Below are 13136 nucleotides of genomic sequence, written 5' to 3'. Positions count from 1 at the left end.
CCGCTAGATACATGACACTGGTTGCTGTTTAAAAAATGCCTTCGCAGCGACCAAATCATTAGCAATTTGCTGCTTGAGTGCATCAAGAGAAGCAAACCGCTGCTCATTACGCAGTTTTTTGCGTAACACCACATCAATATGACGCCCATACAGATCCATTTGGGTATCAATCAGATGTACTTCAAGTTGTTGGCCCTGACCAGAGACGGTTGGACGTGTACCAATATTGGCAACACCCGGTAAAGGTTTATCTCCCAGGCCATAGACTTCAACGACATAAACGCCCTGTACAGGAGCCACTAAACGTTTTAATGGCAAATTCGCTGTTGGAAAACCAATAGTACTCCCCAGCCGTTTGCCATGAACGACCCGGCCACAAATGCTATATGGATGGCCCAATAATATTTCAGCTAGTACCAAATCATCATCTTGCAGTGCCTGACGGATAGCTGTACTGCTGATCCGCAAGCCACTGTCACAAAAGCTTTCGCTGTTGGTCACGTCAAAACCGTATGTTTCGCCGGCTTGCTGTAGAAAGGCAAAGTCACCACTGCGGGATTTGCCAAAACGAAAGTCATCGCCTACCGCCAGAAACTTAACACCCAATTTTTCCACGAGCAACCGCGAAACAAAGGCTTCTGGCGTATTTGCCGCAAAATTCCTGTCAAATTTCACACATAATAAATAATCCACTCCATACTGGGCGAGATATTTAGCTTTATCCCTCAATCTCGTCAGACGGGCTGGTGTATTATCCTTGGCAAAAACTTCCAAGGGTTGTGGTTCAAAAATCATAACCGTTACTGGTAAACCCAGACGCTGCCCTTCGCGTTTTAAGTGCCTCAATAGTGCTTGATGGCCTCTGTGGACGCCATCAAAATTACCAATCGTCAGCACGCAACCATGGTGATGCGCCCGGATATTACGTATACCGCGAATTAGCTCCATAGCTGGCTCAATACCCTGGAAATTACCAAATTATACCTTGTACAAAGCGCAAGGTTAACCCACCATCATAAGATGGCTAAAATTAATAACCCTGATTCATACAACAAAAACGGGCAGGAATCCCGAAAAATATTTATTTTATTTCTCATTAGGACTATTCAATGAGATTTTTATTGTGAAAGACTGTATTCCAACTAACTAAGCTGATAAAATCCTGCGCCATCACAACGTAACAAGTGCCGCAGTACAACGGCGCTTATTTGCACAAATCCATTGACAAAAGAAGGCTGAACAGGCATATTCCTCGGCCTTTGAATTGTCCTCGATAGAATATATTTGGGAGTTGGACCTTGGCTAATATCAAATCAGCTAAGAAACGCGCCATTCAGTCTGAAAAACGTCGTCAGCATAACGCTAGCCGTCGTTCTATGGTGCGTACCTTCATCAAGAAGGTCTATGCTGCTATCGCCACTGGCGATAAAGAATCTGCACAGAAAGCATTTAATGACATGCAACCTATTGTCGATCGTCACGCCTGTAAAGGTCTGATCCACAAAAATAAAGCAGCACGTCATAAATCTAATCTGGCTGCTCAAATCAACGCAATGTAATCATTTGCGTTTAGATTACTGAAAAACCGGCTTTCGCCGGTTTTTTTGTTGTTTGCAATTATTATCAATTATTTTTTAAGTCCGCTTCTTAGATGGCGCATTAAACAACGCGGAAAAATCTTTATTACACACGCGCTGAACAGCCGGATGTTGAATCATTCGTTCAGCAAAAATCACATAATACTCTTCCTGCACTGCATCCAGCCGGCCAATTTCAGCAATATCGTTGTCAGCAAAAATATCATTGGTATACAAAGACGGCGCAACGAAAATCGCATTATGATACATACCAAACGCTTTCATTAATGCTGCATCATCAAATTCACCCAGAACTTCAACCTGAAGATTTTTATTACGGATCCAAGTCAACAGTTTACGCCCTAACATAGAGCGACGTCCTGGAACCAACAGGCGACGTTCCTCTAAACATTCTGGGAAAGGCTTTTCCGGAACAGGTTGCCGGCAGAAGAAACTGACGTTGCATTCACCCAGTTTTACCGAGAACAACCCTTCCTGCTGGGAAGAATCCACCGGGCAATCAGACAGTATCATATCGAGTTTGTGCTGACTAAGTTGCTCAAGCAGCAATTCATGGGTTGATTCAAAACAGCGCAGATGGATCTGCTCATGTTCCACTACCGCTGTTTCCAATACCTGGCTAACCAGACGTTTGGATAATGCATCAGCAACACCAACATCAAACAACAGGTTGGATTCACGGCTGTAGTTAACAATATCCAGCATCTCCTGACTCAGCATAAACATCTTATCCGCATAGCGGAAAATAAGCTGTCCCAGTTCTGATGGCACCAGACCCCGTCCTTGGCGTTTGAACAGCTTCCCGCCTAAACGCTCCTCCAGTGCTTTTATTTGCCCTGTAATCGTCTGCGGCGTCAGATAAAGCGCTTCTGCCGCCCCAACCACAGATCCTTCCTTGCAAACATGCCAGAAATAATAGAGATGATTAAAATTCAGATGTGACACCCGCATATGTTTTTCCTTGTGTATCGCTTTCGTCTGATAACCAACGCCAGCCATACATTCCTAATTTACCGTTTTACGGCGATTTCCTGTTTTTTCGCTACATAAAATATTCGCGATACAATTTTTTGTTGTACCGCGAGTACAAAAATGAGAGTCAGTTCGGAAATTCTTTCTGAAACTATCAGGCTAAATTAATTAATTTATCACGGCTCTGCCATTACTTTTTCGTTGGTAAGACCATTCGTAACAAGCCATAACCCATTAACGCGGCAGTTGTTGAGCCAATCAGAATTCCCAGACGGGAATAGGTACTGAAAAATTCACCTGCACCTTCAAAAGCCAATCCTGAAATAAAGATGGACATGGTAAAGCCTATCCCACAAAGAACCGAAACAGCAAATATCTGTTTAAGACTAATCCGTTGCGGCAATTTAGCAAATCCTATCTTGATGGAAATATAGCTGAACAGGAAAATTCCCAATGGCTTACCAAGAAACAGAGCCGTCGCAATGCCCAGCGGTAACATATCAGTCAAACCATTTAGCGTAACGCCACTCAGGATCACACCTGCATTGGCAAATGCAAATAACGGCAAAATAAGATACGCCACCCAAGGATGTAATCCATGTTCAAGTGATTCGGAAGGAGAATGACCACTCCGGCAACGCAGAGGAATAAGAAAACCAACGATGACGCCGGCTAATGTTGCATGAACACCCGATTTCAGGATACAGACCCAAAGAATTGTGCCAATAACCAGATAAGCCGATGTTTTTTCGACACCACGCCAATTCATCCAAATCAACGCAGCAATCATTGCTGCCGATAATCCAAGCGCGACCAGGGAAACTGTTTTGGTATAAAACAGAGCGATGATCACAATAACACCCAGATCATCAATAATCGCTAATGCCAGTAGAAAAACCTTAAGTTCTGTTGGTACCCGTTTAGCCAATAGCGCCATCACACCCAGAGCAAATGCAATATCTGTTGCCGCAGGAATAGCCCATCCCTGACGGGTAAACTCATCACCACCGTTAAATAACAGATATATCAGTGCAGGTGCGACCATGCCACCAATAGCCGCTATTACTGGGAATATCGCTTTATCACGTCCCGCCAGAGAACCTTCCAGCAGTTCACGCTTAACTTCCAAACCAACAATTAAAAAGAAGACAGCCATCAAGCCGTCATTTATCCACAACAATAAAGGTTTATTTATCTCCAGTGCAGAAAATTGTACTGCTACCGGAATGTTAAGAAATTGCTGATAAACACTCTGTAATGGCGAATTTGCCATTATCAGCGCAATAATGGCAGCAATGATAAGAAGTAGCCCGCCAGCTGCTTCTAATTTCAGGAATTGACGAATAATTGCTGTCACAATGATTAACCTCTGAAATTGATCGGGTTATGAATAGTACTTCAACTATCATTTCGAAAAAAATCGATTTTATAGCCATAATAATTCGTTATAACCGATCTATTGATGATCTACATCTCAATAAAAGTAGATTATCAACCAGAGGGAGAGCGTTGAATGACGGCTCAATTACCTTACATCAGCACCTATTTCCCGCATTTTAGTTAAAATGCGGTTTAGATCATTTTCTGATAGTGTAAGTTGTACCGCTATATAGAATAAAATATGCGAAGACATAACACACGGCATTTTCCCACCCGTGTATTTTCTCCATTGGCGGCCATTCCGCTACCTTAATATTTACATAATTAAAAATATATTAAGAAGATCCTTAAAATATATAAAAAACTGGAGAAATAAATCAATATTGATTAATCGTCAGAAAATAATCTTTACACCCTATAACTTCTTTTCTCTTAGTCGGAATTATTGAGCAATATTCTTCACTATTAGTAACAATAATTGGCGATATTAGTTGAATCTGATTCTCTTGAAGAAAAGAGATATCAAAATTAACTAATATGTCACCGGCAACCACAGTCTGGCCTTCCATAACTTGCAAATTAAATCCCTTTCCTTGTAAATCTACAGTTTCAATACCAATATGAATCAATAATTCAATCCCTTGTTCGGAAATTAAACCAATAGCATGTCCCGTTGGAGTAATCATTGAAACTTTACCATTAAAAGGCGCTTTCACCACACCTTCGGTAGGAATAATAGCAACACCATCACCAATAATTTTTTCAGAAAAGGTATCATCAGGTACGCTTGAGAGAGGTTTAATTTCACCCGTCATAGGAGAAAGTAATGTGAGTTTTTTAGTTTTCGAAGCGTATAGGTTTTTTAATACCATAGACTCAGTATTAGATTCTAATTTCATTAATAACGTGAGTATAAACGCAACTAAGAAACTACTGCAAATCCCAAATAAAATAAAAAGGAAATTATTACTATCTTTTTCCATATAAAAAGGGAGTGACACCAACCCTGGCATACTAAAAGTAAATATTTTTACAGAGAAAATACCCACAATAGCCCCACCAACTGCTCCACCAATTAATGAAGCATAAAAAGATTTTCTTAATTTAAGAGTCACACCATACATTGCAGGCTCAGTGATCCCTAAAAAAGCAGAGAATGAGGCTGAATAAGCTAATGACTTCATCTGTCTATCTTTTATTTTAATTGCAACTGCCAATGTAGCACCCGCTTGTGCAATATTACTGACGAAGCTAATTGGTAATAACATAAAATCGTATCCGAGAGATTTAAAGTTAGCAAAAACACTCGGTAAAAAAGCATAATGCATCCCAGTAATGACCAAAACAGGTATCAGCCCTCCTAGCAATAATCCGGCAAATGGTCCAACTACAGAAAATAACTCTAAAATCACCTTCTCAAGATACAGGCCAATTGCATTTCCTAACGGCGCAGCAATAATTAATAAAATTGGCACGGAAATCAATAAGACTAATAATGGCGTAAATATTAACTTTAATACTACCGGAATAAATCTGTCTACCCATCGATGAATATAACTAAGCAACCAAACACCTAAAATAATTGGAATAGCAGTGTAGTTATAATGAATAGCTGGAACAGAGATACCAAACACATCGAGATATCCACCGCCGGATGCGATTATAAGATCAGATAATGTTGGATAAATTAAAATACACGCTAACGTTGCCGCAATAAATTCGTTAGTTTTAAATTTTCTTGCCGCTGAAAAGGCAAGAAGAACAGGCAAAAAATACAGAGGCGCATCAGAAAGAATATATAATAATTTATACTCATTACTCTCCGCTGAAACCCAGTTCATCATATAGAAGAAAATCAATCCGCCTTTCAGTAATCCAGCGCCGACTATCACCGGCAATATGGGAACAAATATACCTGAAATTATATCGAAAATATGACTTATCCGGCTTTTATTTTGGTCATCACAGCCACTTTCATTCTCTTTTAATTGCTTAATTATTTCACTAAATATTTCAACAACTCTATTACCAATAATTATTTGCAACTGTCCACTGTGGAAGCGTGCCCCCATAATTCCCTGCATTTTCTTTATTGCAGCAATATCTACTCTACTATCATCTATAACATTAAAACGTAATCTGGTAACACAATGCCAACTTTTATTTATATTTCCCTCTCCCCCGATAAATATAATAATATCTTTCGCAATGTCTTTATAATTCATTTCTACCACCCACATCTAATCTTTTGTTAAAAAAATCGAAAACACATAAATCCATTTATCTCATATTATTTAAATTAATACTTGTCTACAAACCTGTTTGACGGTTCACTTACTATAAATCTCTGGCCTTATAACTATCATTGACCACCCGTTCTATATGAATCACCAAATAAATCAGTTCATCATCGGGAACTTTCCACTGATATTTTTCTCGCAGATATTTTATTAATTTCACTGCACAGTTGTAACTTTTGAAATACTTTTCCTCTATCAATTCTTGCAATGAGAAATCCATTTCAATAGCAGACGAATGCTGATTTTTATTTTGTCTGATCAAGAAATATCGCAGATGAGTAATAAAACGAGAATAATTCACTGACGTTGAATCAAGGTTAACATGAAAATAGTAGTGAATGAGTTTAACAGTTTTATTAATTAAATTCGTTAATTTTAATGTGTCCCCCATCGTTTGCCCTTCATATTGAGCATTAACGAAATGTAAGGCAATCAATGAGGCTTCTATCGGCGGTAATGGCGTTTCAATCTGGTTATTAATATGAATAAGCACCTGTTTGCCGATTTCATATTCTAACGGATAAAGATGAGGAATCTCCCACTGCAAGACATTACCAATCTGATACCCTTTGCGCACACGCTCAAATGCGAAGTTTAAATGTTCTGACAAAGTAATGAGTAATGAATCGTTAAGAGGCCTGGCAAGAAAATCTTTACCTAATGTGATAATTTTTTCAGTTAGCTCTATAACTGAAACAGGGATAGTAGAAAGGATCTGATTTATCTTATAGTGTTTTTCGACAGTAAAAATTTTTGCAACATCTTGAATATGCAGCCTGTCCCCTTTTTTCCGATTAAATCCTATGCCCTTATCCATAAGAATCATTTCATTATTATTCTCATCAATAGCAAGAACGACATTATTATTTATGAGTTTTATTATCGTTAACAAAAGGTGTACCTTAAGGATAAACTATTATCAGCCCTAACCTATAGAATAGGTAAAATATATCCGTAACCTGGTTGTGCCTGATCTAGTCAGTCCTAGTCATTGACACTCTTGTTCACTAATTCATATAGATATTCCATCTTTCAGGCTAAGGTATAATTTTTATAAAGTCAATGACACAACAACAAGCGCAGTTTACTTGGAACATTTATGATAAGTATCACATTTTTGCCAAAATTACGCTTAATGACTTGCAAGTATCATAAGGAATAACTAATTTCTAGATATTAATCTAGGCTTGTTACCGACTTAGTTGCGACTGATGTCGGGCAAAACCTAATCCATTATCGGCAATGTCCCTATTCCAGGGCTATTAGATGGTGGGTTAGGTTTTTTTTTGACTTAAATTCGGCCTTTCGCTGTTTTCAACTTAATTCAAAGAAGGGGAAGTCTAATGAGGTACGAAAGTCTGGCTGATCAGATAGTCAGCACAATAGGTGGGAAAGAGAATATATCCAGCCTTGTCCATTGTGCTACACGTTTACGATTTAAACTTAAAGATAGAAACTTAGCCAACAGCGAATTACTCAAGCAAGTTACAGGAATTATCACCGTAGTAGAGAGTGGTGGGCAATATCAGGTGGTTATTGGTAGCCATGTAGGCGATGTCTACGATGATATTAATAATAAATATTTACAAGAGAATGCGGAAAAAAACGAGGTTAAACAAAATGTAACTTCACAGCAAGAGATAAAAAAAGAGAATACAAAAGGTTTAAAACGTATTTTTGATGTAGCAATTGATATTATTTCCAGTATTTTTACACCACTATTAGGCGTGCTGGTCGCTGCCGGGTTAATTAAAGGAATACTCGCTTTATCCAACGTGTTTGATTGGATGAGTGTAGACAGTGGCACCTATAAAATCTTATTCGCTACCGGCGATGCAATGCTTTATTTCATGCCTATTTTATTAGGGTATACTGCCGGTAAGCGGTTTGGCGGAACCCCTTTTATTACTATGGTTATTGGGGCGGCATTAACCTATCCAACAATGACCGAAACATTTAAACTTTCGCAAGCCACCCCAGGCCTTCACCTAGATTTCCTTGGTATTCCCATTACTTTCATTAATTACAGCTCAACAGTTGTTCCTATTATTTTATCCGCATGGTTTAGTTGTTTTCTGGAGAAGAAACTAAATAGTTGGTTTCACGCCTCTTTCAAGATATTTATTACGCCTTTCCTGTGCCTGTTGATTACCGTTCCTTTGACCTTTCTGGTAATTGGCCCTGTAGCAACAGAACTCAGTAATGGTCTGGCGGCAGGCTATCTCTTTTTCTATCAACTAAACCCGGTCATTGCAGGGATCCTGATGGGAGCAATATGGCAAGTTTGTGTCATTTTCGGTCTGCACTGGGGACTCATCCCAATAATAATCAACAATATGATGACACAGGGAAAAGATATGCTCTCCCCACTGCTCCAGCCAGCAATATTTGGTCAGGCAGGTGCAACACTGGGGGTCTTTTTACGTACACGCGATAAGAATATGAAAACGTTATCAGGAACTGCATTCATATCAAGTCTCTTTGGCATTACGGAGCCGTCTATTTATGGTGTGACATTGCCACTGAAACGTCCATTTATTATCGGTTGTATTGGCGGTGCACTTGGTGGCGCTGTTGTCGGTTTCTATTCAGGGACAGCACATAATTTCGGTGGTATGGGTGTCTTTGCATTTACCTCATTTATTTCTCCGGCAGGAATAGACAACGCTTTCTGGAGTGTCATCTTAGGTTCACTGGGTTCATTCATTTTCTCCTGTATCGCAACCTATTTATTCGGCGTACCGTCAGAGGCTAAAGTTTCACAAAGTATATCCGCACAACAAATTAATTTAAACGCCGATAAAAAACATCGTATTAAGACAATATCACCCAAGTTTAACAAGTAATAAAGAGAGGAAAACCATGAAAAAACAATTTCCAGAAGAGTTCCTTTGGGGAGGCGCATTAGCGGCAAATCAGGCCGAAGGCGCTTATCAAACAGGTGGAAAAGGGTTATCAACCTCAGATATGCAACCTCACGGCGTCATTGGCCCCAGTATAGAACGCAATCTGGGCGATTTTCATATTAAGGATATTGGTATTGATTTTTACCATCGTTATCCTGACGATATTGCGCTGTTTGCTGAAATGGGATTTAAATGCCTGAGAACATCTATTGCCTGGACACGTATATTTCCTGAAGGGGATGAAGAAACACCGAACGAAAATGGTCTGGCCTTTTATGATCGCCTTTTTGATGAAATGAGAAAATATCATATTCAGCCGTTAATTACGCTTTCTCATTTTGAAATGCCTTATGGCTTAGTAAAAAAATATGGCGGTTGGGGAAATCGTAAGATAATTGAGTTTTTTGATCGTTATGCCAGAACTGTTTTTGAGCGTTACAAACATAAAGTAAAATACTGGCTGACATTCAATGAAATTAACATGTCGTTATTTTCTTGCTTTACTGGCGCAGGCTTATCGGAAAACAGTAAAATTCAGGATATTTATCAGGCGCTACACCATCAGCTCGTTGCCAGTGCCAAAGCAGTTAAAGCCTGCCATGAAATTATTCCCGATGCAAAAATTGGTAATATGGTAGCGGCAATATCTCACTACCCATTAACTTGTCATCCTGATGATGTATTAGAATCATTGAAAAAGAATAGAGAATGGCTGTTCTTTTTTGATGTACAGGCTCGTGGGTATTATCCATCTTATATGACACGTCTGTTTAAAGAGCAGAATATTACGCTCGATATAACAAATGAAGATACACAAATACTCAAAGAAACCGTCGATTTCCTTTCTTTCAGTTACTACATGAGCTGTTGTGCAACGACAGATCCGGAAATAACCAAAAACGCAGGAAATCTGATTAACCCGGTGAAAAATCCTTATTTATCCAGCTCAGAATGGGGATGGCAAATAGATCCTCAGGGCCTTCGTTATCTGCTTAATATGCTATATGACCGTTACCAGAAGCCACTGTTTATTGTCGAAAACGGTTTGGGTGCCAGAGATATTATTCAAGACGATGGCACTATTATTGATGATTATCGTATTCAATATCTCAACGATCATCTATTCCAGATACGGGAAGCCATCGAAGATGGTGTCCAGTTATTAGGATATACCTCATGGGGGCCAATAGATTTGGTCAGCGCCTCTACTGCGGAAATGTCAAAACGATACGGGTTTATTTATGTCGATCGAGATGACCAAGGCAATGGCACGCTGGAACGGCGGCGTAAAAAAAGTTTTAGTTGGTTTCAAGATGTTATAAACAGTCACGGGAATATTCTTAAAGCTCCAGGGGTAAAAAATGAAAATAGCCAATAAATTTCTTTTCGCCATGTTTCCACTTATTTTTCTTTATAGTAATGCGGTAGCGGCAGAAAATGACTGTAACGCATATAATGACCTTTTACCTAGAGGGCCGGAAACACCTTCGGTTGCATCCGTATGCGATACCGTCTTTCCTGAATGGGGCGGTTTCAGGAAAAAAATGGCAGATCATGGCTTTTACGCAAATTTTCAAATGCTAACAAACCTGACCTACGATCTTGCAAGAAATTGGAAAAATACGCCTAACCCTAACTATATGGGGCAGCAATTAACCACCGGGAACATGGTGATTACAGAACTTACCTATGATTTATCGCGGATTGGTTTTACTGATAAAGCACAGCTACGCGTAGGTCTAAACTACGCCTACAATAATTTTAAAAATAATGGTCAAGATGGGCATCCTTATATTTCAGCCTTTTCTATTAACCAACCTCTATTTAACGATCGGGTGATATTAAATTACGGCTATACCACAATGCTCTCGCATTTCTATGGGCTGTTTTTGGGTAGCAGTACCGCATCATCAGCGTTGGGACCAACGAGTGTGATGTTGTCCCAGGCAGGCTTGCCAAGTACAAAACCAAGCCCATCGATAGATATTCGGTTTTTATCAGAAAATAAACGTTGGTATGACCATATTGGGGTTGCCAGAAGCCAAAGCTCCGAAGGTTTAAGAGCAGACTCAAAATATAATACTTACGGTCTGCGCTGGAAAGTTCCCAGTGCAGGTACATTGGTCATCAATGAATTAGGTTATCGTGTTAATGCCAATGAAACGGAAAATATGATCTGGATTCGAGGAGGATCGGTATTCAATAAAACACCTTATTTTAACTATAACACCTCGAAATATAAGGATTATACCTACTCCCACTATATTGCGGCTACCCGCCAGATAACCAAGCCAGATGCATCAATGCCTTTCCGGGGCTGGTATGTTGATGGCAAAGCCAATTATGCACCAAAGGATCGCAATCTGTTCAATGCCGACGTTTCATTATCACTGTTTAACATTGGCCTATTCGATTCACGGCCAAACGATATGCTGACTCTTGGTTTGTCATACAACAAGTTCAGTGATGATGCGAAAAATTACTTTGCCCGCAATGGTCAAGTTGCTGAGAGCTATAGCGCAACCGCTTCCACAGCGTATACGTACCGCGTTTCCAATGGGATCTATTGGACAAACAGCTTATCGTATACTCATCATCCATCGGTGACGCCAAAAGAGGATGATGCTTACAATTTACTCACACAAATTACCTTTAGTTTATGATCCTCCGCCAGAGCAAAAAGTCCTCGTATAAAAGCGAGGACTTTATCAGTAATCTGAGCTTTGTTTATAAACGTAACTCTTAGAGATACCGGCTCTATTTGGTCAAATCATCAAAAAATTTCTTTACACCATCGAAGAAACTTTTAGAACGTGGGCTGTTGGTTTCGCCACCAGTGCCGCCTAAAGATTCACCCAATTCACGCAGTAATTCTTTCTGTTTTTCGTTCAATTTAACCGGCGTTTCTACGACTACCCGGCACAATAAATCACCCTGAACGCCACCACGGACAGATTTAACCCCTTTGCTTTTCATGCGGAACATTTTACCTGTCTGAGTTTCAGCAGGTATTTTCAGTTTCACACGGCCATCAAGGGTTGGGACTTCGATTTCTCCACCCAGTGCTGCCATTGCAAAGTTAACCGGCACTTCACAATAGAGATTATTTTCTTCACGCTCGAAAATATGGTGCTTTTTCACCTGTACTTGAACATACAAATCACCTGCCGGCGCGCCCTTACCACCCGCTTCACCCTCACCACTCAGGCGAATGCGGTCACCGGTGTCCACACCCGCCGGGATCTTAACAGACAGTGTTTTATATTTTTCGACACGACCATGACCATGACACTTGTTACAAGAATCTTTAATGATCTGACCACGACCATGACAATGTGGGCAGGGTTGCTGAACGGTGAAGAAACCCTGACGCATATGAACCTGACCAGAACCCTGACAGGTTGAACAGGTAACAGGGCTGGTACCTGCTTTAGCACCACTGCCACGACAGCTATCACAGGTTTCCAGTGTCGGGATACGGATCTCTTTGGTCACACCACGAACCGCTTCTTCCAGTGTCAGTTCCATGCTGTAACGCAAATCAGCACCGCGGCTTGGACGCTGCTGGCGACGACCACCACCGAAGATATCACCGAAAACGTCACCAAAGATATCACTGAAATCAGCACCGCCACCCCCGCCCATGCCACCTTGCTCGAAAGCAGCATGACCATATTGGTCATAAGCAGCCCGTTTCTGCTCATCAGTCAGAATTTCATAGGCTTCTTTAACTTCTTTGAATTTGCCTTCTGCATCTTTGTCACCCTGATTACGATCAGGATGATATTTCATTGCCAGCCGCTTATAGGCTTTTTTAATCTCTTTTTCGTCCGCTGTTTTGGCAACCCCCAAAACCTCGTAACAATCTCTCTTTGCCATCTCTTATTTTACCCTTAACATGCGCGCACGGGCGCAGAGTTCCCTCAACGCCCGTGCCGGTTAATCAGCAACAGTCGTCATAACTGTCACCGCGCCCGCTA

Annotated in this window: 10 protein-coding genes; 4 read left to right on the top strand and 6 right to left on the bottom strand. The window is 40.3% G+C overall.

Annotated elements, in window-relative coordinates; translation table 11 throughout:
• Window positions 1–3: 3 nt before the first annotated feature.
• Window positions 4–948 carry a bifunctional riboflavin kinase/FAD synthetase gene (gene ribF / locus ACGF7G_RS00295; RefSeq protein WP_387462790.1) on the bottom strand — a complete coding sequence of 315 codons (945 nt, stop codon included), beginning with the start codon at window positions 946–948 and terminating at the stop codon, window positions 4–6.
• A gap of 350 nt (window positions 949–1298) precedes the next feature.
• On the opposite strand from ribF, the gene rpsT reads away from it, so the two are divergent.
• On the top strand, window positions 1299–1559 hold the full coding sequence (gene rpsT, locus ACGF7G_RS00290; protein WP_021326156.1) for a 30S ribosomal protein S20: 261 nt from the start codon (window positions 1299–1301) through the stop codon (window positions 1557–1559).
• A gap of 75 nt (window positions 1560–1634) precedes the next feature.
• On the opposite strand, the gene nhaR is transcribed toward rpsT, so the two are convergent.
• The 4 genes from nhaR to ACGF7G_RS00270 all read right to left on the bottom strand — a co-directional run bounded on the left by nhaR (window position 1635) and on the right by ACGF7G_RS00270 (window position 7142).
• A complete protein-coding gene (gene nhaR / locus ACGF7G_RS00285) occupies window positions 1635–2549 on the bottom strand; it encodes a transcriptional activator NhaR (RefSeq protein ID WP_021326157.1) in 915 nt (304 codons plus the stop codon).
• Window positions 2550–2760: 211 nt separating this feature from the next.
• Window positions 2761–3927 carry a Na+/H+ antiporter NhaA gene (gene nhaA, locus ACGF7G_RS00280; protein WP_387462789.1) on the bottom strand — a complete coding sequence of 389 codons (1167 nt, stop codon included), beginning with the start codon at window positions 3925–3927 and terminating at the stop codon, window positions 2761–2763.
• Between the two features lie 400 nt (window positions 3928–4327).
• Complete coding sequence (locus ACGF7G_RS00275) at window positions 4328–6175, bottom strand: beta-glucoside-specific PTS transporter subunit IIABC (RefSeq protein ID WP_387462788.1); 1848 nt, start codon at window positions 6173–6175, stop codon at window positions 4328–4330.
• Window positions 6176–6287: 112 nt separating this feature from the next.
• Window positions 6288–7142 (bottom strand): PRD domain-containing protein, encoded by an 855-nt coding sequence (locus ACGF7G_RS00270; RefSeq protein ID WP_387462787.1) that lies wholly within the window; start codon window positions 7140–7142, stop codon window positions 6288–6290.
• 451 nt (window positions 7143–7593) lie between these two features.
• Here ACGF7G_RS00270 and ACGF7G_RS00265 point away from each other — a divergent pair, with 451 nt between their 5' ends.
• From ACGF7G_RS00265 to ACGF7G_RS00255, 3 genes are read left to right on the top strand one after another with little or no spacing between them, the layout of a single operon-like run.
• The gene (locus ACGF7G_RS00265; protein ID WP_387462786.1) at window positions 7594–9096 is read left to right on the top strand and encodes a PTS transporter subunit EIIC; all 1503 of its coding nucleotides are present in this window, start codon (window positions 7594–7596) and stop codon (window positions 9094–9096) included.
• A 16-nt stretch (window positions 9097–9112) separates the two neighbouring features.
• Window positions 9113–10534 carry a 6-phospho-beta-glucosidase gene (gene ascB / locus ACGF7G_RS00260; RefSeq protein ID WP_387462784.1) on the top strand — a complete coding sequence of 474 codons (1422 nt, stop codon included), beginning with the start codon at window positions 9113–9115 and terminating at the stop codon, window positions 10532–10534.
• The gene (locus ACGF7G_RS00255; protein WP_242688632.1) at window positions 10518–11819 is read left to right on the top strand and encodes a carbohydrate porin; all 1302 of its coding nucleotides are present in this window, start codon (window positions 10518–10520) and stop codon (window positions 11817–11819) included. Before ascB ends, ACGF7G_RS00255 begins: the two co-directional genes overlap by 17 nt.
• A 94-nt stretch (window positions 11820–11913) precedes the next feature.
• Here ACGF7G_RS00255 and dnaJ read toward each other — a convergent pair whose 3' ends face one another.
• Window positions 11914–13035 carry a molecular chaperone DnaJ gene (dnaJ, locus tag ACGF7G_RS00250; protein ID WP_133813672.1) on the bottom strand — a complete coding sequence of 374 codons (1122 nt, stop codon included), beginning with the start codon at window positions 13033–13035 and terminating at the stop codon, window positions 11914–11916.
• Between the last annotated feature and the right edge of the window lie 101 nt (window positions 13036–13136).

The organism is Photorhabdus sp. RM323S (genome assembly GCF_042879375.1).
Lineage (GTDB): Bacteria > Pseudomonadota > Gammaproteobacteria > Enterobacterales > Enterobacteriaceae > Photorhabdus > Photorhabdus tasmaniensis.
This window is presented reverse-complemented; position numbering and strand designations above follow the sequence as displayed.